Consider the following 23,027-nt stretch of genomic DNA (forward strand, 5'->3'; position numbering starts at 1 on the left):
CACATCCTGTGAAAGCACGTCCTGTGTCGGGTGTAGAAGTCACCACATCCTGTGGAAGCACGTCCTGTGGCAACGCCGAACCGGCCCGCGTCGTGTGCGTCTGAGCGCTTGTGCTGGATAAAAAACGCCAAATATTGATACTTTTTACCTTTCAAGAAAAGGGGACAGGTTCATGCAGTCAAATAGACTTTTAGTCGTAACAGCTGTAGAAGCTGAACAAGAAGCGGTGCAACGAGAACTTCCTCCTGATTCGAATATAGATGTAATAGCAGGCGGGGTTGGCATGGCAGAAGCTGCTGTCAGCACAGCCATTGCTTTATCAAAAACGCGCTATCAGGCAGTGGTCAGTGCTGGAATTGCAGGTGGCTTCTCGGAACATACATCGATAGCATCGATAGTTGTGGCAACGGAAATTATAGCTGCTGATTTAGGCGCGGAAACACAGGAAGGGTTTCAACGTTTAGAAGCACTGCAATTAGGTACATCTCGCTACGTTTGTGACACTTACAGGACAAAGAAGTTCGTCCAAGCAATGGAAAAAGACGGCTTGGATGTCCAAACAGGACCGGTCTTAACGAAATCAACGGTTACTGGAACACTAGAAACGACAAACCAGTTAACGAAGCTGCATCCAAAAGCGGCAGCGGAAGGAATGGAAGGGTTTGGTGTAGCTGGTGCAGCACAAAGGTTTGATGTGCCGGCTTTTGAAATGCGTGCTGTGTCGAACTACGTTGGGCCGCGAGACAGAGATAATTGGAAGATAAAAGAGGCGCTTGCCTCGTTAACAAAAGCAAGCACATCGTTAGAGGAGGTTTTTTCATGAATATTGCTTATTCTCCATGTCCAAACGATACATTTGTTTTTCATGCCCTTGTACATGGACTTATTCCAAATACCCCATCGTTTGACGTGACATATGCGGATATTGATAAAACGAACTACTGGGCTGCCAATAACGAAGGTCCTGACATCATGAAGATTTCTTTTGCAGCCCTGCCATGGGTGTTGGATGATTATCGGCTGGTACCATGTGGCGGAGCGTTAGGAAGAGGCTGCGGCCCACTTGTATTAACAGCTGAGAACACGGCATCTCCCTCTGACATTGCAGGAAAAACTGTCGCAGTGCCGAGTGACCGCTCCACGGCGTACATACTTTTCAGGTTGTGGACGGCTCAACAAGTACCTGGAGATATTGGCAGCATTCGGATTATGCCGTTTGATGAAATTATGCCTGCGGTACAAAAAGGGGAAGTGGATGCAGGGCTGGTCATTCATGAAGCACGTTTTACGTATCAAACATATGGTTTGCATATGCTTCAAGATCTTGGGGAATGGTGGGAAAAAGATACCGGCCTGCCGATTCCGCTCGGAGCCATTATTGTAAAACGTTCAAGTAATGTTAATGTGAGTGAACTGGCGAATTGGATACGGCAGTCCGTACAATATGCATGGGATCATCCTGACGTTTCACGAGAGTATGTGTTGCAGCATGCCCAAGAAATGTCACCGGACGTGGCCGATTCTCACATTGATTTATACGTCAATGGATTTACAAAAGATCTGGGCCGCGACGGGTATGGCGCGATTGAATCACTGCTTGGACGTGCAGCAAAAGCTGGGCTTGTCCCCCACTTTGACGAAGGAGCGTTAAAATAGAAGACAAAGCAGAATCTGTTCGTTTTACTCGAGCAGGTTCTTTTTCTGCACGCAATGAAAGGCAGTTAGACATGTGTCTGCTTATCGACTGTGACGAAATTTTGGTTCATGGAATGATGGCGTTCATCTCGTTATTCCGCTATAGTAGAAAGAAGAAATACGTGATGTGTGTGGTGGAATATGCAAAACAATATCAAACATGAAAAATACGATGTAAACCTTTTCTTTGTGCTGTTTTTGTTTGCAGTAGCCAGCTGTGTCTATATATATTATGCACAAGAAATGTCTCAGTACGACACAAACTTTGTCATCCGGCAGGCGGTCTTTTTTGTTGTAGCTTTTGCTGCAGCGTTTGTCGTACTCCATGTTGACTTTGAATATTATATGTACTGGTCTTGGGTGCTGTATGGATTTGGATTGTTCATGCTGCTTGTGTTAGCAGTTGCTCCGGCTTCCATTGCTCCACCGAATAACGGGGCAGTTAGATGGTTTGAAATCCCGGTAATCGGTTCGTTTCAACCGTCTGAGTTAATGAAAATATTTGTGATTTTAGTGTTGAGTAATATAATTTACAAACATAACTTGCATTACCGTCATTCGCTGTCGAACGATGTAATTCTTGTTGGGAAAATGATAGCTGTTATTTTGCCTCCAATCCTTTTTCTTGTGAACCAGCCAGATATGGGAATGACCATGATGACTTTGTCCATCTTTATTGCACTGCTGGTTGTCTCTGGAGTGTCCTATAAAATATTGCTGGTCATTATTGGCGGACCGGTTTTAGGGATTCTTGCGTTTATTTATGCTTTTTATCGATTTCCGAATTTTGTAGACCAGTATATCTTTTCGCATTTATCTGCTTATCAAGTAGAAAGGTTTTATGGATGGTTAAACCCGTTTGAATTTGTGGACGCAGGATATCAAACAGCTCAGGCATTAACGCTGATTGGGACAGGGCGGATGTTTGGTACGAATACAGATATCTACTTGCCAGAAGCTCACACGGATTTTATTTTTGCAATTATTGGCCATACCCATGGGTTTAGCGGAGCCGCATTTGTGATTACTCTGTACTTCGTTTTGCTGTATATGATTATTATGACAGCACTGCGTTCACACCATCCCTATGGAACGTATATGTGTGCGGGTATAGCAGGGATGCTGGCCTTTCAGGTTTTTCAAAACATCGGCATGAATATTGGACTGTTGCCAGTAACTGGATTTACCCTCCCGTTAATCAGCTATGGCGGAAGTTCATTAGTAACGACGATGCTTGCAATTGGACTCGTGATGAGTGTTCGCTATCACAGGGAAACATTTATGTTCTCTGCATCAGAACAATCAGGAAAACAAAGAAAAGCAAGATTGTGATAAAACCTCACAGGCACATTTCCTGTCTGTGAGGTTTTTTGAATGGGTAAAAGAAAGGGATACGTGTTAGCGCAGGGGGACGCCGTGAAAAATGCTGCAGAAATTGGCTGATGTCAGCTGATTTTTTGTTGAATGATATGTGTGTGCTGATTCAAAGCGCAAATATGTTTTCTTAATAACAATAAAGGTAAAAAAAGAATACAAAACATACGGGTGGATAAAGGCAGAGGAAAAACATGATACAGGTAACTAAATGTAGGTATTGCCGTAGACGTGTGCAAAGTAAAGCTTAGCGCGCGTATAAAAAAGATATACAGGAAATATCCCCTCTCTTTTACTTTGCTGTATAAATTTCCTAAAGCAGGGCAAACGATTGGTAGGGGGGATTAATTATGGCAGAAAACAAAGATCACAATACTTCAAACAAGCAAGATGATGTGAAACGTGAGACGTTAACAACACGTCAAGGCCGTGTTGTAACAGACAACCAAAATATGCGTACCATTGGCAACCGTGGTCCGGCCACATTGGAAAATTACCATTTCCTTGAGAAAATCTCACATTTTGATCGGGAAGAAGTGCCGGAGCGGGTGGTTCATGCTCGCGGAAGTGGTGCTTTTGGTTATTTTGAAACCTACGGGAAAGTTGGAGATGAACCAGTAGAGAAGTATACACGAGCGAAAGTATTTTCCGGAGCAGGCAAGAAAACACCGCTAATGGTTCGTTTCTCCACTGTGGCAGGAGCTAAAGATTCTCCGGAAACAGACCGCGACCCTCGAGGCTTTGCAGTAAAAATGTACACAGAAGACGGCAACTGGGATTTAGTCGGAAACAATTTGAAAATTTTCTTTATTCGTGATGCCATGAAGTTTCCTGATATGATTCACGCTTTTAAGCCGGATCCGGCTTCAAATGTGCCAAATCCTGAGCGAATGTTTGATTTTGTTTCCCGTTCACCGGAAGCAATCCATATGATCACTTTCCTTTTCTCCCCGTGGGGTATTCCGGCTACATACCGCCACATGCAGGGTTCAGGTGTGAATACGTATAAATGGATCAATGATAAAGGGGAAGCAGTGCTGGTAAAATACCATTGGGAGCCGAAGCAGGGAATCCGTAACTTAACGCAAGAAGAGGCGAACGAGATTCAAGCGAAGAACGTTGTGCATGCGACACAGGATTTGTATGAGGCGATTGAGCGTGGAGATTATCCGGAATGGGAGTTATTTGTCCAGATTATGGAGGATGGTTACCACCCAGAGCTTGACTTCGATCCACTGGATGACACGAAACTGTGGCCGGAAGATAAGTTTCCATGGCTTCCAGTGGGGCGGATGGTGCTGGACCGCAATCCAAAAGACTTCCACGCAGAGATTGAACAGGCTGCTTTTGGTACAGGGGTTCTGGTCGACGGCCTGGACTTTTCGGATGATAAAATGCTGATAGGACGTACCTTTTCCTACTCCGATACGCAGCGTTACCGAGTAGGAGCAAACTATCTGCAATTGCCTGTTAATGCACCAAAAACTTCTGTTCGAACGAATCAGCATCGCGGTCAGCTCGATCACCGAGACCCGCAAGAATCAGGTGATAATCCACACATCAACTATGAACCATCCATGGTTGGCGGTTATAGAGAAGAAGATAAAACCTATCCTCAACACGAGCCGGCATACCATGCAGCGGCAATGAGTGCGCCAATCGATCGTCCCAACAACTATGGACAAGCTGGAAACACGTATCGCAGCTTTGAAGACTGGGAACGCGATGAATTGATTAAGAACTTATCGGATGCGCTCGCAATATGTGATAAACGCATTCAAGATGCAATGGTTGAGCATTTTACGCAAGCAGATGAGGACTATGGCCGGCGCGTGAAGGAAGGTATTGAAAAGAAAATGCAAGAAATCAAAGAAATGAAAAAAGAAGACAGCGTCCCCGGACGTGAAGCAGGACAATCGAAATTTGGCCAAGGTTCTGTTGCTCAGAACGAAGCAGCAGAAGATGCCGTAAAGAAAAGTCACGAATCAGATCCTTACTAAAATAACGCATGAAGCTGTCCAGAAAAGCAGTGGAAACTGTTTTTTTTGGACAGCTTTTTTGCAATGATTGGAAGCTGTAATATGCTGCGCTTTGGTGCCCTCGTTAATAAGAGGGTCTTTTTGACTCCGAGATGCTGACACGTCTGTGCGCAGCAGAATTTTTCGAGGTTTTTCAGGGCACTGAGCTTTTTTGTCTTAACTATTCCTGCTGAATCATCTTGCAATCCGTTTGAAGTAGGGATCTTCCTGCCTAATAACGATAAAACGGTTGACACTGAGGACATCATCTCTTATAATACTACAGTCATGACCAGGTGTTTACTTATTGTGACTTATTGGTCAAAAGTTTTGTAAGAAGGGATTGCCATGGCAGATAAAAAACAGGAAATTATGGATACGGCTGTTCAACTTTTTTCTAAAAAAGGATTTCATTTTACTTCCATTCAAGAGATAACAGAAGCATGCGGGATTTCAAAAGGAGCATTTTATAAGCATTTCTCTTCGAAAGAGAACATGATGTTAAACCTGTTAGAGCAGTTTCACATGCATTTACTGCAGGAAGCGGATAATGAACTCGTAAGAAGAGATATCACACCGAAAGAGCTGCTCATTCAACGTATAGAGCTTGAACTGAGAAAGTCAGTAGAGTACCACACGTTTTTTCACATCTTATTTACTGAATTTTTTCCAACGGATGATACAGAGATTAACCAAAAGGCAAAACAAATGCGTGATGCCCAACGAATATGGCACTGTAATGCATTGTTAGAGGCATTTGGAGGTCGAGTGCGTCCATATGTTCATGATTTAACAGCGATGATGGAAGGGATGATGAAAGAATATTTGGGGCGGCGAATGTGGGAAAACCATCCCCTTTCGCTAAAGGACTTGGCTCATTTTATTTATGCACGTTTAGAAGTCATCGTAAAGCACGATGAAGATCTTGAGCCGCTGCTTTCGGAAAAAGAGCAGGTAAAAGATCCAATGGCCAAGCGAGATAAAATGTGCTTAACGTTAACCCGTGTAATGGAGGACGAAACGATACCGTTCACAGAAAAAGATAAACATTCGATTCATCTGCTGCTTTCCGAACTGCAGCAAGATACAAATCAAGAGTTTCTGGTGGAAGCTTTAATGATGTATCTGTCTCGAAAAGATTACTTGAAAGAAACTATGTCGGAGCTATCTTACATGTGGAGAGAATGGAAAGGGGAATAACAATCATGACGGATATGCAATCAAGCAGTTCCTGGAATTTGACACCTGTTCAAAAAGGATTAATGATTGCTGCTTTGATGGCTGGAGCTTTTATGGGGATTATTAACGAGACCTTGCTTGCAACCGCGCTTCCTACCATCATGGATGTGTTTCATTTAGAAGAAAATACGGTGCAATGGTTAACGACGGTTTTCTTGTTAACGAATGGTATTATGATTCCGATTTCGGCGTTTTTAATTGAGCGCTTTTCAACAAGAAAATTATTTTTCAGTGCTATTAGCTTGTTTGGCATAGGAACGCTTATTGCTTCTATTGCGCCTAATTTTCCAATGCTGGTCATCGCTCGTGTTATTCAAGCAGCAGGATCAGGTATTATGCTGCCGTTATTAATGACGGTTTTATTAGCTATTATCCCGGCAGAAAGACGTGGTATTGCGATGGGCATGGCTGGTATTGTTATTTCATTTGCTCCAGCCATTGGCCCTACATTGTCCGGGTGGCTGCTAGCACACTTTGAATGGAGAGCATTGTTTTATACTGTTTTACCAATTGTTGCGGTAACCATGCTGCTGGCATATTTATTTATGCAAAACGTTACACGTGTAACGAAGCCAAAGATTGACGTCATATCTATCATTCTTTCTTCTTTTGGCTTTGGGGGCATTTTATATGGATTCAGTATTGTGGCAGAAAACGGCTGGGGGAGTTCTTCTGTCATTATCAGTATTATCGGTGGAATCGTTGTCTTATTTTTCTTCATTAAGAGGCAGCTTCGCCTTCAAGTTCCGATGCTGGAGTTTCGAGTTTTTCAATATCGGATATTTACACTCTCGCTTGTAATTACAATGGCAGCAATTATTTCATTAATTGGAGCAGAGACGCTTTTGCCGCTTTATATGCAAACGGTGATGGGTTATACACCGCTGGAATCGGGATTAATGCTCCTTCCTGGCGCGATTGTAATTGGGATTATGTCACCGGTAACTGGCTATTTGTTTGATAAGTTTGGAGCAAGGTGGCTTGCTATTTCAGGGTTGTCGATTGTGACGGTAACGACGTATTTATTTACAAGTATTACGTTGGAGACATCATTTGCTTATTTAACAACCATTTATGCCATTCGCATGTTTGGCTTATCGTTTGCGATGATGCCAGTCGTTACCTCGGCATTAAATCAGCTGCCTGAACACTTGTATGCACATGGGTCGGCGATGATGAACACGATGCAGCAAGTGTCTGCTTCAATCGGTACGGCTATTCTTGTTACATTTGTCAGTGTTGGAGCAAATCGCTATACGCCTGATGCTTCCATGCAAGGCCTTCCGCAAGGAGAAATGGAGTCACAGCTTTTACAGCTGGCACAATTAAATGGTTATCAATGGGCGTTTATGGGTAGTACCATACTAGCGTTGATTGCATTTTTATTTTCTCTGTTTTTACGTTCGAATAAAAAAGCGAGCGCAGAAGTCAGCGAACAGCAAGCTTTATAAACAAGAAAGGCGGGAGGATTGTTGAAGCAGGACGAACAGCACATTAGAGAACACGTAAAGCAAAAGACAGTAACGCTGCCTGATGGCACCACGCTTCCTTGTATCGGCCAAGGCACATGGCATATGGGAGAAAAACAAGCAGATAGAAAACAAGAGGTTCATGCTTTGCAGTTTGGGATTGATTTAGGCATGACGGTACTTGATACGGCAGAAATGTATGGAGATGGAGAAGCAGAACGTGTAGCCGGTGAAGCAATTAAGGGCCGCCGTGATGAAGTGTTTCTTGTATCAAAAGTGTATCCTCACCATGCCGGGAGAGAGCATTTGCAAGCGGCATGTGAAAATAGTTTAAAACGGTTGGAAACAGATACAATTGATTTATACTTGCTGCATTGGAGAGGCAGTGTTCCACTTGCAGAAACGATAGAAGAAATGGAAAAGTTAAAAGCAGCCGGAAAAATAAAAAGATGGGGCGTGTCCAACTTTGATACAGCTGACATGAACGAACTGATAAGCAAAAAAGACGGTCATTACTGTATGACCAATCAAGTACTTTATCATCTCGGTTCAAGAGGGATTGAGTATGATTTGCTGCCGTGGCAAAAGCAGCAAAATATGCCAGTTATGGCGTATTGCCCGCTTGCCCAGGGAGGAGCACTCAGGCAGCAGCTCTTAACTAATCCGACCATCAACGAAATTGCTGACTGCTATGAGGCATCGCCGCTTCAAGTTGCACTTGCCTGGACTGTGGTATCCAATCACGTGATTTCCATTCCAAAAGCTTCAAACCAACGTCATGTAAAAGAAAATGCAAGAGCGGCAAGCATATCGTTAACGAAAGAAGAATGTTTGCAGCTCGATCAGGCATTTCCGCCTCCAACAAGAAAAATGCCGCTCGATATTGTATGAAAAGGCTGTCTCAAAAGGGTTTCTATCCCCTTTGGGACAGCTTTTTTGGACTTTATGAAAAGATATGAAAAACAGCGGATTTTGCTGTAAGAATCCGGCGATAAGACGATTTTTCTAGTGATGTATATGTTGGTTATTTTATAAAAAGTAATCTGAAAAAATAGAAAGTATTTACATGTTTTGGTAACATGAGTAGCAACCACAGGCATGGCGGGGGTGGTAATTGTCTTACGTGTTTGGTTTTTCGGAGTAATGCTTATCCTGTTGGCATCATGCAGTACAGGTACTGCCATAGATTATAAAGCAGAAGGCGGAGTGCTTGATTTACGCGGCTGGAACCAATCTGAAGAGAAGATAGTCAGCCTTGATGGAGAGTGGGAATTTTATTGGAAATCACTGGATGGGCCGGGACAAGATAAAGATGCGTCTTCTTATCTTCACACTCCGGGAAGCTGGCAGTTGGAGAATGAAGAACTGCCGCATCACGGGTACGCTACATACCGGCTTAAAGTACTGCTTCCTGACAATCAAGGTGTTTATGGACTGTATGTCCCGAGCATGTATAGCGCATATCAGATGTGGGTGGACAACGAGATGTTAGCGTCCAGTGGTCAAGTAGGGACGAGTCGTGCAGACATGGCACCAAGACATCTGCCGAAAACAGTTTATTTTGAGTCGGGTGACACGGAAGTAGACATATGGATTCACGTATCTGATTTTTATCAGCGTAAAACAGGATGGACCGAACCCATTCAACTTGGCTCATCTGCAGTCATACAAGCAAAGCGTGACCAAAACGTAACAACAGAGATGATCTTTATAGTCAGCCTCGGTGCCATGGCGCTTTATCACTTTGGTTTATTTGCGATGCGCCCCCAGCACAGAACTGCTTTATATTTCGGCGGAACGTGTGCGGCGATTATGGTGCGGACATTGCTGTTAGGAGAAGTGCTTCTGATGCATTTTCTGCCATGGTTAAACTGGGAATTTTCTCTAAAATTAGAGTATTGGAGTCCAAGTGTTGCTGTTCTATGTTTTATTTTATATATTGACTCGCAATTTAAAGGAGAAATGAGAAATCGCTCCAAACGTTTGCTTATCGGAGCATTAATGGCATTTAATGTCTTTGTTCTGCTGACGCCAGCACGTATTTTTACAGAAATGATGATTGTGCTGCAGGCATTGTGCACATTTGGACTATTTTACTTGATCATTATATTATGGAAAGCCTTTTATCATAAAAAATGCGGGGCAGGTTTGCATGTAGCGGCCATGTCGTTTTTATTTGTCTTTGTCATCATGGATATTTTATACTACAACGAAATCATCGCGACCGGCGAGACTGTTTCGATAGGGCTGTTTGCGTATTTAATTGCTCAGTCTTTTTATTTGTCCCGTGAATATACGAACGCGCTTAGGCAGTCAGAGGCGCTGTCTGCTCATTTGCAAAAAGTTAATCAAACATTAGAAGAACAAGTGGAAGTCCGAACAGGGAAATTAGTCAAAGCAAACGAAAGTTTACGAAAAGCAAACGACCAATTATTCAATATGCACAAAGCGAGAAGAGAGTTGATGACCAACATCTCCCACGAATTAAATACACCGCTGACATCCATTCAAGGTTATATAAAAGCAATGATAGACAGGGTGGTTGAACCTGGTAATCCAAAATATTTAGAGCTGGTTTATAACAAAACGGTATTTCTTGATAAGTTAATAGAGGATTTACGAGAACTTTCCAAGCTCGATGCTAAAACCATCACATATCAATTAGAACGAACGGATATAGCAGAGTTTATGTCACGTTTGTCGGCATCATATTATCCAGAGATGGAAAAAGCGGGTATTGCCATGCGGTTTGTGAATAGTCTTTCAAATGATGCGGATAAAACATATATGGTAGAATTAGATCATATCCGAATGGAACAAGTTATTAGCAATCTATTATATAATGCAGAGAAGTTCACTCTGCCCGGAGGCCGAGTGGAGCTGGAGTTAACGTTTGACCGCGAGAACCACAATGTATGCATATTCGTTCATGACACGGGAGCAGGAATCAAAAAACAAGATCTCCCTTATGTCTTTCACCGGTTCTATAAGGGGACAGTGAACACACATCCAGAGGAAGGAGGAGGTTTAGGGCTGGCTATTTGTAAAGAAATTGTAGCCGGACACGGCGGCCATATGGGAGTAGAGAGCATTGAAGGGGAAGGCAGCAGCTTCTGTTTCACGCTCCCTGTGCAAGAGATTGTCCCATCTTCTGACAGCAAAGCGCAAATGATGGAGAAATGAACGTTTGCTGGCCAGTTATGATATAAGAAAGAGAAAGGAATTTTCATCGATATGAATAGCAGCTGGGATCTTATGTTACTGGTGTTGTTCGGTACAGGCATCATATTTGTGTGGCCGCAGGAAGAACCAATAGTAACCCCGAAAGAAGCTGTCGAGTTGAATGAATTGCACCCTGTTGTTGATGAGAAGAAACAGGAACTGATACAACGGGCAGAAGCGCAAGGCATTTCTGTTGTGATTACAGAAGGTTACCGCTCCCACGAAGAACAAGACGGGCTTTACGCGCAAGGGCGCGAAGAGCCAGGCAGTATTGTAACAAATGCAAAAGGCGGTGAATCTTACCATAATTACGGTTTGGCGATTGATTTTGCCATTGAAAAGCCCAACGGTGAAATCACGTGGGATATAGATTACGATGGCAACCATAATGGCAGATCGGATTGGGAAGATGTAAGTAAGATTGCCAAAGAACTTGGTTTTGAGTGGGGTGGTGACTGGCCGGGCTTTCGTGATTACAGCCATTTGCAGTTAGAGACTGATGTCAGCATGTACGAGCTGCAACAAGCAGAGAAGCAGCGGTAAAAAGCCTTTAAGAGAGAAGAATCTCTTAAAGGCTTTTTCACTGAGGCACACTAATATTTTTTACCGTAACCGCCATACCACCAAGCGGCTCCTATAATGATGACGAGAATGAAAAGCACGACAATTAACCCGCCGCCATAGCCATAACCACCGTAGTAACCAGGACCGTACCCAGGTGAATAAGGTCCATAACCTCCAGGATATCCCATGTTTATCTCTCCTCTCCTTGGAATCGATGCTTCGGTATTATTATATGTAGACAACGTGTATACGGATAGGTTTGTATCACGCGGCTGCGCATTCTGATGATTTAAAGAGGGAGCGCAAACAATACGGAGAGCGTGTGTAAAAATGCTCTATAGAGTGATGTTGATCAAACGTTTGATTAACTACGCGTAATCTATCGAAAAATTTTTTGGGAAAGGAGGTATAATTCTTGTAAATATTGAAAGACTAGTAGATAAAAGATTACAAGGAGGTACCATTGTGAATAAAACGGATCTTATTAGTCAAGTAGCTGAAAAGGCAGGTTTGAGCAAAAAAGATGCAGAGGCAGCGGTCAATGCAACCCTTGATAATATCGCGCAATCATTGCAGTCGGGAGAAAAAGTTCAATTAATTGGTTTTGGAAACTTTGAAATTCGTGAGCGGGCAGCTCGCGAGGGACGTAATCCACAAACTGGGGAAACCATTCAGATTCCAGCATCTAAAGTTCCAGCATTTAAACCAGGCAAACAGCTTAAAGAAGCTGTAAACTAGTTACAAAATCACCTGTTTAGCACGATAAACAGGTGATTTTTTTTATGCTTTAAGACGGACAGGAAAAGCACAAGCGCCTTGAACGAAGGAAGTTCGGCTAAGGTAAAAGAACTTTCGCAAGAAATGTTATACAGAGCCATCATAGAAATTCTTATGATAAACAAACAATCTGCACAAGTTTCCATGAACCGCCCGGGTTGTATGACCGTGCTGTCATTTTTGTCTCACTTACTATTTGTTTAACGCGAGAAATAAAAGGGAAAAGAAAAAACAAAAGAAGTAATGCATGCTTCATTATACGGTGTCGAAAAATTTTGTCTTATCATGTGCGGCATATTAATAATCAATTGCAATGATAAAAAATTCGTCTTTCTCGAAGAAAAAGTTTCATAATTTACTCAAAAGAAGCATGTATTAATAAAGGGATATTATGCATCATCATAGTGTTTTAAAAGGATGTGACAATAGCTTTTATTGATAACGATATTTACATTAAAATTATTATAAATTAGTATTGATTTTTTATTGAGAAGTGTTATCATATATTTGTAGAAAAAATAAGAGGTGATTTCACATGAGTAAAGAAAACAACCGTCTTACAACAAGCTCTGGTGCTCCGGTAGGAGACAATCAACATTCTATAACCGCTGGTTCAAGAGGACCAACATTAATTCAAGATGTCCACCTTTTAGAAAAACTGGCCCACTTTAATCGTGAGCGTATTCCAGAACGTGTTGTCCACGCAAAAGGTGCAGGTGCACACGGGTATTTTGAAGTAACAAATGACGTGACAAAATATACAAAAGCTGACTTTTTAAATGAAGTTGGGAAGAAAACGCCGATGTTTATCCGTTTTTCCACGGTGGCAGGTGAACTAGGTTCAGCAGATACAGTGCGTGACCCGCGTGGATTTGCTGTGAAATTTTATACACAAGAGGGAAACTATGATTTAGTTGGTAATAATACGCCTATTTTCTTTATTCGTGATGCTATTAAATTCCCTGATTTTATTCATACGCAAAAGCGTCATCCAAAAACACATTTAAAAGACCCTAACATGGTATGGGATTTCTGGTCGTTGTCACCGGAATCATTGCATCAAGTAACGTACTTACATGGGGATCGCGGTCTTCCGGCAACACTCCGTCACATGAACGGTTATGGCAGCCACACGTTCAAGTGGGTAAATGATAAAGGAGAAGCTTTCTGGGTGAAATATCACTTTATTAGTGAGCAAGGCGTTAAAGGTATTGATGAGTCTGTTGCTGATAAGTTAGCCGGGGAGAATCCGGATTATCACACAGAGGACCTTTACAATGCTATTGAGGAAGGCAACTATCCAGCATGGAGACTATACGTGCAAATTATGCCGTATGAAGATGCGAAGACGTACAAATGGGATCCATTTGATGTGACGAAAGTATGGTCGAAAGAAGATTACCCGCGAATTGAAGTAGGCCGTATGGTATTAAATCGCAATCCAGAAAACTACTTTGCCGAAGTAGAGCAGGCAGCTTTCTCACCTGGACATTTTGTACCAGGCATTGAAGCTTCTCCAGACAAAATGCTGCAAGGACGTTTGTTCGCTTATTCCGACGCTCACCGCTACCGGGTTGGGGCGAACCACGAACAACTTCCAATTAACCGTCCAATCAACGGTACGAACAATTACCAACGCGACGGCTTCATGAGAGCTGATGGTAATGGCGGCGGTTCTGTAAACTACGAACCAAACAGCGTAGATGGACCAAAAGAAGATGAAGAAGCGAAGATTAATCCATTTGAAGTAACTGGTCAGGCAGATAGTGTGGATTACGATAGTGATGATCACTATACGCAGGCTGGTGATTTGTACCGCCTCATGAGCGAAGAAGAAAAAGATCGTTTGATTCAAGCGGTTGTCAATCATATGAAACCGGTAGAAAAAGACGAAATCAAACTTCGTCAAATCAAGCACTTCTATAAAGCTGATCCAGAGTATGGCCGCCGTGTAGCGGAAGGACTTGGATTAGAAGTACCAGAAGAGCAAGAAGTATAAAAGAACACTCAATCTATTCTCAAGCAAAAAGGCAGTCGTTATAAAAACGACTGCCTTTTTTACGTTTATTTGTTATCGGACAACGTCCTGTCTTTTAAATAAAAATGCTCCCAATGCTGTGCCAGCTATATAGATTCCCAGCGTGGCAGCGGCAGCGCTGATGGACAATCCGTCTCCATGCACAAGTGCTTTGGTATCAAAGACGTAAAATAAACTAAAATAGGAAAGCCAGCTTACGGTTTCATCCATTCCGGCCATCATGTTTAATAAAAACGAAATCATAACAATGCCAACTCCCGCAGACATCGCAGACCTTTCCGAGTGCAGCAGTGTCGTAAGTATATAGCCAATTCCAGAAAAAGCGAGAACGATAAAATAGCCAGCAAGCATAATGAAAAAGATGGTGCGCACAGATTCTATCTGGCTGAATAAGAAACCACACGCAACCGTAATGAGAAACGTGAGCAGAAATATGGTCGATGTAAGGAACAATTGTGCGGCAACACGAGAAAAATAAACGTGAAGACGGCTGTAAGGAAGAGAATACAAAAATTCGTCAGTACCCATGTCTCGGTCTTTAACAATAGAAGCACACGCCCACATAGCAGCAAAACAACCCAGCAAGAGTACATAATAGGTGTAGATCTGCCCGCTCGTCCAGCCTTCAAAACTTGTCATGACACTCACGTGAAACCCAAAGCCTTCGATGACCGCATCAGGAAATTGTTCAACAGCCTCAAGCAGTTCTGCATTGTTTAAATAATAGTCAGCAAGACTTCCCAACAGAGCGGTGAAAAAGAGAATAATACCTCCGCCGATGATGAAACTGCGCCGCAGCAAAAGTATTTCCAGCTTTATCAGGTTCACCGGGAATCACCATCGCTTTCTTTCTGATCATAATGCTGCATAAATAGTTGCTCCAATGTTGGTTTGTGGATAGATATGTCTGTAATCGGGTATTGAACGATTCTTTGCAGAGCCTCATGAAGGCGTCCGCGGACAGTGATATAATGAACGCCTTGTGTAAAGGCGGCGTACGGATCAATGTCTGCTAAACCAAATTTTTTCCGCTTGTCTCCCGGCTCTGTAAAGGTAACTTCGATTACCCGCTCATTCATGCCTTTTACTTCTGTCATGTGTGACGTCTCCAAAAGTTTCCCGCTTTTAATAAATGCAACCCGATTGCAAAGTTTTTCAACTTCAGATAGAACATGGGTAGAAAAAAAGATAGTGACACCATGATGATTTAATTCGTTTAATAGTTGAAAGAATGATTGCTGCATAAGCGGGTCGAGTCCAGAAGTGGGCTCGTCTAATATTAACAGCTCCGGCTCGTGAAGCAAGCCCTGCAAGATGCCAAGCTTCTTTCGGTTTCCCAGTGAAAAAGACTTTACTTTTTTGTTCATATCAAATTGAAAACGTTCAGCGTATTCATAGACAGGGGTTTCTTGTAAAGAAAGTCCGTGGGATTTGGCTGTGAATTGCAAGATTTGTTTGCCGGTCATTTCCTTATAATAATGGACTTCAGATGACAGGCTGCCAATTTTTCGGCGCAGAGATGGGCGTTCTTTATGAAGAGGGAGACCAAAAAGTTCCACCGAACCAGACGTAGGGTATGTTAGCTGAAGCAGCATTCGAATCGTCGTTGATTTTCCCGCTCCATTTGGTCCAATAAAGCCAAAGATGTCGCCTTTAGAAACAGAAAGGTTTACATTTTCCACACCGGTATTCTTTCCATAATATTTGGTTAAGTTGTTCATTTTGATCACATTCATTATGATCCCTTCTTTGCTGGTTAGAATAGAACATATCAATGAATGAGGCTGTCTCGAAAAATTTTTACAGCTGAAATACACTGCGCGCTCCGCAGGCAGCACTTTCGCTTCTTCGTGACCGCCCTGTGTGGTCTTATTTCCACAAGATGTGGTGATTTCTACGCCCAGAACAGGACGGATGCGGTTTTAGTAGAAGTGTCTTTATTTCGCTGTTCCCGCAGAAATCTACGTGTATTTCAGCTGCTGCTCATCAAAAATAACGCCCACTCGATTTATGGGACAGATCCATAGTTTTATTCCCGGTCCGAAGCAAATAACATGTCTTTTAAGGAGTGGATATCACTGGTTTGTTGTTTAATTTCTGTTTCTAATTGAGAAATAAGATCTTCGCTTTTTCTTAAATTTTTGCCGTAACTGTTAATTCTGGTAATTAATTGCTCAATTTGTTGTTCTAGTTCCTCTAAGCCTTCATGTGGAACGGAGTGCGTATCAGGCTCATTCGGCTTTTCCACCGTGAACTGAGCAACTTCTTCTTTTAATTCGTGAATTTTTCCCATCATTCCTTCATGCAAAGAGCGGTAGTGGGAAATTTCGTCTTTATACCGATCATTTTCGTCAGACGCTTTCCATAACGACTGCGACAGCTGCTGTTGTTCTTGTTTCGTTTGTTCGAATTGATCTTGAAGCGTCTTGTTTTTATCCCTTTCTTGCTTTAGCTCTTGCTGCAGCTGATGTTGTGCTTTTTCATGTTCGATAGAAGCAGATTCATATTGTTTTATATCTTTTCGAAGGGATGTGATAGAAGAGGCGTGCTTATCATTTTGTTGTTTCAATTGGCTGATATGGTCTGTGAGCTGTTTGTTGTCATCAGCAAACTGGCTTAATTTTTGTTCGAGCTTTTGTTTTTCTTGTTCTTTTTGTGCGATTCGATAGGACAATTGGTTGGCCTGATGTTGTAATTTTTCGGATTCAGACGTTTTTTGTTGATAGAGCTCGTCTAGTTGTTGAAGCTGCTCGTTTTTTTGAAGCATTTTTTTGCTGGTATGGGTGAGGTCTTTTTGCAGCCGGCAGCGTTCCGCGATATGATGAGTGGCACTTTTATTTAAATGGATGACGTGAAAAGCGAGCTGCTCTTTGTGCTGCTCTTGTTCTGTGAGCTGTTTTTGTAATCGCTGCTTTTCAGATTTCGCTTTTTCCAACCGGTAAAATAAGAGATCAGCATGTTGATGCAGACTGCGCAGGGACGAGAAAAGAATACTGTTTTCTTTATTGATTTTTGTCCGCTCCTGCAGAGCTTCGTTTTTATCAGCAGTCATGCGGGCTAGTTCACGCTTGAGCGATTTATTTTCTTCTGACATCGACAGCAGTTCGTGCTGCAAGTTACTTCGTTCCTGATCAAGCTCCTCGCGCTGCTGTTCTGATTGCTCGAAGCGCTCGGTTAAAGCAGTGATTTTAGCAAGAGAGCTTTTATGCTTGCTTTCTATCTGTTCGAGAGCCGTTTTCTTTTCTTTTAACTTTGTTTCATATTGTGTCATGCGCTCTTTTAAACTGCGGGTGAAAGCACTTTGTTCCTCAAATTCCTGGTTTTTCTCTTCAAAGTCCGTTCGATAGCATTCTTTTTCCTTTTTAACATTTTCCAAGTCTTTTAGTACTTTTAAGTGCTGTTGTTCCATATGCTCTAATTGTTCCTGCATCGTTTGTTTGTCCTTTTCGGCTCTTTTCAGCGAATCGGCGTACTGTTTGTTTTCCGTTTTTAAGTCTTTAATATCGTCAGCCAGCTTTTTATTGACGTACTGCATGTTTAAAATGACTTTTTTCTTTTCGTTTACGGTTCGCTGCTGGGTGTTTTCCCACTGCTGATTCTGGTATTCCATTTCTTCTTTTAATTGTTCGTTTTCAAACAGCAGCTTTTTCACTTGATTGTATTTGTGGCTATTCTCATATTCTTGTACTTTTGCTTTGTATTTCTCAAGCTCGGCTTTATAATGGATCAGTTTTTGCTGCAGCTGAAACTCATCACTGTGGTACACTTCAGCTTGTGACGTCGGTTCGTTATACATGTTTACGATGCCTCCCTTGTTTCTTAACGCTAAACGACCCTAATTTATATGTATGGGGAGAAGAGATGTAATATTAAAGAAAACTTAATGGGTGACCCTCCTTTCGGTGCAGACGACTGCTCCGTTGTCTGTACACAGCTTTCCTCTGCAGGTTGTCATTTCCTGTCCATGTAAAAAACCTGTGAATGTGTCATTCACAGGTGGAGAGTTTTTCGATACATATTGGTGTTGCTATCCGTTCGATACTCATGTGGGACGCGGATAAAATGATATGAATGTGAAACAGACCAATAAAGGATGGTAAAAAATTACATATAATAACAGATAAAAAAGAAATAAAATTTATAATAAAAATGATAGCTGAAGGTTTAATGGTACACGTTTAAAACTTCTCTTGTTTGTTCAACCATCACCTCCTTTTCTTACTGTAGTATATGTGGAAACATCAAAAATGCACATCAATTTTTCCAAATATTATAAAATAGCGAATACGCCTGCTTTATGAGCAGTAATTTAGAATGATAATTTTATATCATTATCAGCAGTGAATGAAGTATTTTTATCCTGGACGTATACGACACTTCGAATGACAGCTGTTTCCTGTTTATCCAGCTGGTCAATGGTTAGTTGAAAATTTGATAAAGCAGCTGTTTCATTAGGAGGAATTCGAAGGGTTTGTACAGGGCCAATCCAGTATTCCCCACGTTCACGTGCTTGTTTAAACCAGTCGTCGTCCATAAATTTCCAACCTTGAAGTCCGCCTGCGCTTTGTACACTTAATGTATCCGCCATGGAAGGCGGAATGATTTGTCCCCCTAAGTTAATAGATTCAGTAGGCTGTACCTTCATACAGATGAGAGGATTCTCTAAATCAACGGTTCCCGTATTTTTTATATTTAGATCGCCGGTTACTGAAAACTGTCCTTTTGAGTTTGGAGTATGAACAGTGTAGTTAAAATACACTTCGGCATTGGGTTTGGCTTGTGTAGTCACATTTTTATTCTTTGCTTGTTTTTTCATGTGTGATTGATTTTGAGATGTGTTGGAGACAACGTTCTCTTTAAAAAAGGAATGAAGCGGCATTTCGGAAAGAGCAGATGGTTGTTTTCCCAAGCTGCTGCATAAAAACTGACTTACTCCGACAGCGATACTAAGAGCAATTTTCTGCCGCACAAGCTGCCAATCTTCCTTATTATATTGTGCAGGTATTTTACAATGTAACGTCAGGTATGGCTGTTTTGCATCGATTTTGTGTTTTATAAATGCATGTTGCAGTTCAAAGGCTTCTAAATGATGTTGAAGCATTGTTTTTAGCTTTTTTTGTTTAGGAGAAAGGTGACAGCCAACCTCTATAAAAGGAGTAGTAATATCCTCTTCAAAAGTAATAAAAGACACACGAAGAGAAAGATTGTTTTGTGGTAATGATGTTTTTGTCTTTACATCCTTGATGCGAATTCCAGTTGCAGCTAAAAGGCTTTTTATATCTTTACGTAATGCATCTCCTTCTTCATCGTCTTCATTTTCTTCATGAATGAAAGAGATTGTTTGCTCACTAATACCTGATTTAAGATGCAGCTTCTGATTTTTAACGTCCCAGTCGAGAACATAGCCTTCTGAATGGCAGAAATGCACAAAGGCAGTAATGGAAGAAGAGTCTAAACTGCCTAATTTTTTATTCTGATATGTTACATCTATTCTCATTTCCTTCCTCCTCTATCAAGCATGCGGAAGCATTCATAACTCATTTTATGTGGAAGAAAAAGTAAAAATGAAAAAAATCGATTTAAAATTAAAGAAAAAATACGAGTATTGCCTATACCAATTAAAGATACCTTCCATATTCTATAGTGTGATATGAATATACTCATGTGAAAGGAAGGATAGTAGTGAATAAACGCAGACCAATAAAGGGTTCGCAGCCAACACCGACCCCTACACCGCTGGATCCTAATGATTTGGCACCAGAGTGTATAAAGGTTGATAAAGTATATGACTGGGTCTTTTATTCGAATGAATACGAAAATAAAAACTTTATACCTGATGAGCATTGCCGTAGGGAAGTAAGTGAAGCCTTGGCTGCAGGGAAGGACGTTGACTTGAAGTGTTTTCCTGCTGACCCGGAAGATGTGGAATGTCATGCCAAAATCCTGGAACACGGCAACCCTGGAAGAGTATCCATTGTTTGGACGGTACCTGTGCGTGTGAAAGTGTTTATTAAAAAGAAAAAAGTTTGCTCCTTTACTGTACGCACACAATTTGATGATGAGATTATGTTGTGTGTACCTGAAGGAATCAAGGATAAGCACATTCATTGCAAAGCAACAGAAGTAAAATGCAGTTCACGCGGCCCATTGATGGGGCCAGATCCATTTGGACCGATGATTCCTGTCAGAGTGTTAGTTTGTAAAGACGTACAAGTAGAATTTCCAGTAAAACTTGAAGTGTTAGGTAAGTTCTGTTTCCCTCGTCCAAATAATATCCCAGTTACAAGAGATCTTGAATGCTCGTTGGATGCATTTGAGTTCCCGCCGCAATGTGATTTCTTCCCAGTAGATAACTGTGAATGCCAGGCAACGGCATTGGCACGTAACGAGGAAACATTCGCAACAGTTGGAACCGATGGAGTTATTGTTACAGGAACATCTACGTTAGAAGCTGAAATTTGCCAAGAGTGTTCGCTTGGTAATAGCCGCTTCTCCTATTCATTTGTTGATACAGATGAAGACGGTGACGGGCCAACTCCGACACCATCGCCGGACTTCAGCTTTACATTGGATCCTACAACAATTGATGAAGTTGTGTGTGATACAGAAGCAGATTCATTAAGTGTGTTTGGTGAAGGAGAACGCTCCTTTAATGGAACTGCAGAACATGTGTTTTATGAGCTCCGTATCTTTGGTGACCCGCAAGGATTCCAGCTTATTATTCGCAACACTGCAGGAATAATCGTATTTGACAGCGGCGTAGTGGATGCATTAGTCAGATACGATGAGTGCGACACATTTGCAGATCTTTTTAATAACGGGAACGGTTAATCACTAGGCATATAGTGGGGGAGAGGAATTTCTCCCCACTTTAATATGTAATAAAAAAACACCATTAATGGAAAAAGGGGCTTTAAAAAGCCCTATTTTTAACATAAAACCAGTTGATACATATATTTAAATATATGGCATAGAAGGTGGGGACAATATGGTGAGCGAAAAATCAGTTCAAAAGCACATGAAACACAAGGTTGTTCTCCACACCATTTTGGATGTTGAAAAACGCGTTAATCAACAAAAAACACAACTGTATTACTTGAATAAAAATATTCATGAAATGACAGATGAAAAAGTTAGCATGACGAAGGAATTGACCAAAAAAAGACATCAGCTTCAATTCTTGAAAAAGGATGGTGGATTTGGTGCTGGAGACACAAGTTCAAACGAAATACTCACCTCCATGGAACACTTAGCGGAGTATGTTTTATACGTTTATGACAGATTACAGCAACAGATTGAACGTAAGACTGATAAGCAGAAACATCAAGAATATCTCATAGACCAATATGAAAACAATTATATGGAGCTGCAGCAGCGGTTCAATCATTTATCAAAAAAACTATTATACGCTGAAACGACAGAAAGAATGTTAAATAATAAATTAAAACATAAAAACGATTTGCTGAAGCTGCAGATGAACGAAAAGAAGAAGATAATGAAGCTGATACAAGAAAAAAATCAGCAGATCAAAGCTTGCAAAAGCATGGAAAAAGCCAGGGAAAGAAGAGATGAGGAAGATACAACATACATGCAAGAACCAAAGAATAAAAAAATAGATGATAAAAATAAAGAAATAGAATTACAAAGAATCATGTTTGAATGGAGCAGGGCAACAGAACCTGTGAATAAATGTTATCGGGAATTTGATATTTTTAAAAATAACGCGGCAGGCCTATTAAAAAAAATAGAGGCCAAAGTAGAAAAGTTGTCTGATGCGCTAGAGACGTGCAGCGATACTAATAAAGGATGGTGGGCGGAATTGTGGAACATATGGGGAAGCAATAAGGATGACGAGTATCAAGAAAATATCAATAAATTGAAAACGGATATTCAAGAATTGAAAGCAGAATTTAGTCATTGCAGAAATATATTTAACGAAATGAACAATCATATAAGTAAAAACCAAGAAAAAGACATCGAACTAATGACTGCACTTCATGACTTGTCAGAAACGATGAAAAGTTATCAGGAAAAAGAAAAAGATTACTATAACAAGGAGAGTGATATGAAAAAAGCATACCAAACTCAAGTGGAACAAATAGATGAAAAGTATCAAGAACTAGAGCAGCGTTACACTGCGCTTGAGAAGATGTTAGATCAATACAAGGGTAAAGAAACACAATATAAAGAAGAGATAGATGCGTTAACAAAACAATGGAAGAAAGAAAAATCAGCAAAGGAACAGCTACAGATCAAACAACAAAATTTAGAAAAAGACGGATTGAAAACCAAAGATTATTACGAAGAAAAAATAAAAAATTTTCAAAATCAGATAACAGATTATGAAAAAACGATAAACACCTTAAAAAAACAGTTGGATAACAAAAATAAAAGCATAAAATCCCTGCAAGCCAAACAATCCCAGCAATTATCATCACAAGGAAAGCAAAAAACAAGTGAGCAGCCGAATATAGAAGACTATTATAATATTCCTCTTCCTTCTTCTTCCCAAACTACTGTATTTAACCCTTATAAATATTCCAATCGAGAAAAAGGCGGTGAAAATAAAAATGAAACCTGAGAGAGTTCGGCAAATTTATCGACGCCATAAATCGGCTTCTGCTAAAACGC

General features: G+C 41.2%; 18 protein-coding genes. 13 read left to right on the top strand and 5 right to left on the bottom strand.

What is annotated here, in order from left to right; genetic code table 11:
* Nucleotides 1-172 precede the first annotated feature (172 nt).
* The 9 genes from BLT18_RS15120 to BLT18_RS15165 all read left to right on the top strand — a co-directional run bounded on the left by BLT18_RS15120 (nucleotide 173) and on the right by BLT18_RS15165 (nucleotide 11,560).
* Nucleotides 173-823, top strand: a complete 651-nt coding sequence (locus BLT18_RS15120; protein WP_091275853.1) for a futalosine hydrolase — start codon at nucleotides 173-175, stop codon at nucleotides 821-823.
* On the top strand, nucleotides 820-1,656 hold the full coding sequence (locus tag BLT18_RS15125; RefSeq protein ID WP_091275854.1) for a 1,4-dihydroxy-6-naphthoate synthase: 837 nt from the start codon (nucleotides 820-822) through the stop codon (nucleotides 1,654-1,656). The genes BLT18_RS15120 and BLT18_RS15125 overlap by 4 nt, the downstream gene beginning before the upstream one ends.
* Before the next feature lie 180 nt (nucleotides 1,657-1,836).
* Nucleotides 1,837-3,027 (top strand): FtsW/RodA/SpoVE family cell cycle protein, encoded by a 1,191-nt coding sequence (locus tag BLT18_RS15130; protein WP_091275856.1) that lies wholly within the window; start codon nucleotides 1,837-1,839, stop codon nucleotides 3,025-3,027.
* 392 nt (nucleotides 3,028-3,419) lie between these two features.
* Entirely contained in the window at nucleotides 3,420-5,069 is a 1,650-nt protein-coding gene (locus BLT18_RS15135; protein ID WP_091275857.1) for a catalase, read from the top strand.
* Between the two features lie 366 nt (nucleotides 5,070-5,435).
* Entirely contained in the window at nucleotides 5,436-6,287 is an 852-nt protein-coding gene (locus BLT18_RS15145) for a TetR/AcrR family transcriptional regulator (protein ID WP_091275862.1), read from the top strand.
* A gap of 5 nt (nucleotides 6,288-6,292) precedes the next feature.
* Nucleotides 6,293-7,777, top strand: coding sequence for an MDR family MFS transporter (locus tag BLT18_RS15150; RefSeq protein WP_091275864.1), 1,485 nt, complete (start codon nucleotides 6,293-6,295; stop codon nucleotides 7,775-7,777).
* A gap of 18 nt (nucleotides 7,778-7,795) precedes the next feature.
* The gene (locus BLT18_RS15155; protein ID WP_091275865.1) at nucleotides 7,796-8,686 is read left to right on the top strand and encodes an aldo/keto reductase; all 891 of its coding nucleotides are present in this window, start codon (nucleotides 7,796-7,798) and stop codon (nucleotides 8,684-8,686) included.
* 207 nt (nucleotides 8,687-8,893) lie between these two features.
* Nucleotides 8,894-10,978 (top strand): sensor histidine kinase, encoded by a 2,085-nt coding sequence (locus BLT18_RS15160; RefSeq protein ID WP_091275868.1) that lies wholly within the window; start codon nucleotides 8,894-8,896, stop codon nucleotides 10,976-10,978.
* A gap of 51 nt (nucleotides 10,979-11,029) precedes the next feature.
* Nucleotides 11,030-11,560: a M15 family metallopeptidase gene (locus tag BLT18_RS15165; RefSeq protein ID WP_091275871.1), complete on the top strand. Its 531-nt coding sequence runs from the start codon at nucleotides 11,030-11,032 to the stop codon at nucleotides 11,558-11,560.
* 50 nt (nucleotides 11,561-11,610) lie between these two features.
* Here BLT18_RS15165 and BLT18_RS15170 read toward each other — a convergent pair whose 3' ends face one another.
* Complete coding sequence (locus tag BLT18_RS15170; protein WP_091275874.1) at nucleotides 11,611-11,769, bottom strand: YjcZ family sporulation protein; 159 nt, start codon at nucleotides 11,767-11,769, stop codon at nucleotides 11,611-11,613.
* A 277-nt stretch (nucleotides 11,770-12,046) separates the two neighbouring features.
* On the opposite strand from BLT18_RS15170, the gene BLT18_RS15175 reads away from it, so the two are divergent.
* Complete coding sequence (locus BLT18_RS15175) at nucleotides 12,047-12,319, top strand: HU family DNA-binding protein (RefSeq protein ID WP_091275877.1); 273 nt, start codon at nucleotides 12,047-12,049, stop codon at nucleotides 12,317-12,319.
* Nucleotides 12,320-12,893: 574 nt separating this feature from the next.
* Complete coding sequence (locus BLT18_RS15180) at nucleotides 12,894-14,357, top strand: catalase (RefSeq protein WP_091275880.1); 1,464 nt, start codon at nucleotides 12,894-12,896, stop codon at nucleotides 14,355-14,357.
* 72 nt (nucleotides 14,358-14,429) lie between these two features.
* Here BLT18_RS15180 and BLT18_RS15185 read toward each other — a convergent pair whose 3' ends face one another.
* The 4 genes from BLT18_RS15185 to BLT18_RS15200 form a co-directional block, all read right to left on the bottom strand.
* Nucleotides 14,430-15,224, bottom strand: a complete 795-nt coding sequence (locus tag BLT18_RS15185; protein ID WP_091275883.1) for an ABC transporter permease subunit — start codon at nucleotides 15,222-15,224, stop codon at nucleotides 14,430-14,432.
* On the bottom strand, nucleotides 15,221-16,132 hold the full coding sequence (locus BLT18_RS15190; RefSeq protein WP_091275886.1) for an ABC transporter ATP-binding protein: 912 nt from the start codon (nucleotides 16,130-16,132) through the stop codon (nucleotides 15,221-15,223). The genes BLT18_RS15185 and BLT18_RS15190 overlap by 4 nt, the downstream gene beginning before the upstream one ends.
* Before the next feature lie 293 nt (nucleotides 16,133-16,425).
* Nucleotides 16,426-18,192, bottom strand: a complete 1,767-nt coding sequence (locus BLT18_RS15195) for a hypothetical protein (RefSeq protein WP_091275889.1) — start codon at nucleotides 18,190-18,192, stop codon at nucleotides 16,426-16,428.
* Nucleotides 18,193-18,705: 513 nt separating this feature from the next.
* Nucleotides 18,706-19,893 carry a hypothetical protein gene (locus BLT18_RS15200; RefSeq protein ID WP_091275893.1) on the bottom strand — a complete coding sequence of 396 codons (1,188 nt, stop codon included), beginning with the start codon at nucleotides 19,891-19,893 and terminating at the stop codon, nucleotides 18,706-18,708.
* A gap of 185 nt (nucleotides 19,894-20,078) precedes the next feature.
* Here BLT18_RS15200 and BLT18_RS15205 point away from each other — a divergent pair, with 185 nt between their 5' ends.
* Nucleotides 20,079-21,227, top strand: coding sequence for a BMQ_0737 family morphogenetic spore coat protein (locus tag BLT18_RS15205; protein WP_091275895.1), 1,149 nt, complete (start codon nucleotides 20,079-20,081; stop codon nucleotides 21,225-21,227).
* A gap of 217 nt (nucleotides 21,228-21,444) precedes the next feature.
* Nucleotides 21,445-22,977 carry a coiled-coil domain-containing protein gene (locus BLT18_RS15210; RefSeq protein ID WP_139184754.1) on the top strand — a complete coding sequence of 511 codons (1,533 nt, stop codon included), beginning with the start codon at nucleotides 21,445-21,447 and terminating at the stop codon, nucleotides 22,975-22,977.
* Nucleotides 22,978-23,027 lie beyond the last annotated feature (50 nt).

Origin of the sequence: Alteribacillus persepolensis (assembly GCF_900099605.1) — a bacterium.
Lineage (GTDB): Bacteria > Bacillota > Bacilli > Bacillales > Marinococcaceae > Alteribacillus > Alteribacillus persepolensis.

Coding starts and splice junctions, on each gene's coding strand:
- BLT18_RS15170 (WP_091275874.1), bottom strand. CDS start 11,769: ATGGGATATCCTGGAGGTTATGGACCTTATTCACCTGGGTACGGTCCT.
- BLT18_RS15190 (WP_091275886.1), bottom strand. CDS start 16,132: ATGAATGTGATCAAAATGAACAACTTAACCAAATATTATGGAAAGAAT.
- BLT18_RS15135 (WP_091275857.1), top strand. CDS start 3,420: ATGGCAGAAAACAAAGATCACAATACTTCAAACAAGCAAGATGATGTG.
- BLT18_RS15120 (WP_091275853.1), top strand. CDS start 173: ATGCAGTCAAATAGACTTTTAGTCGTAACAGCTGTAGAAGCTGAACAA.
- BLT18_RS15160 (WP_091275868.1), top strand. CDS start 8,894: ATGGCGGGGGTGGTAATTGTCTTACGTGTTTGGTTTTTCGGAGTAATG.
- BLT18_RS15180 (WP_091275880.1), top strand. CDS start 12,894: ATGAGTAAAGAAAACAACCGTCTTACAACAAGCTCTGGTGCTCCGGTA.
- BLT18_RS15150 (WP_091275864.1), top strand. CDS start 6,293: ATGACGGATATGCAATCAAGCAGTTCCTGGAATTTGACACCTGTTCAA.
- BLT18_RS15195 (WP_091275889.1), bottom strand. CDS start 18,192: ATGTATAACGAACCGACGTCACAAGCTGAAGTGTACCACAGTGATGAG.
- BLT18_RS15125 (WP_091275854.1), top strand. CDS start 820: ATGAATATTGCTTATTCTCCATGTCCAAACGATACATTTGTTTTTCAT.
- BLT18_RS15145 (WP_091275862.1), top strand. CDS start 5,436: ATGGCAGATAAAAAACAGGAAATTATGGATACGGCTGTTCAACTTTTT.
- BLT18_RS15200 (WP_091275893.1), bottom strand. CDS start 19,893: ATGAGAATAGATGTAACATATCAGAATAAAAAATTAGGCAGTTTAGAC.
- BLT18_RS15165 (WP_091275871.1), top strand. CDS start 11,030: ATGAATAGCAGCTGGGATCTTATGTTACTGGTGTTGTTCGGTACAGGC.
- BLT18_RS15130 (WP_091275856.1), top strand. CDS start 1,837: ATGCAAAACAATATCAAACATGAAAAATACGATGTAAACCTTTTCTTT.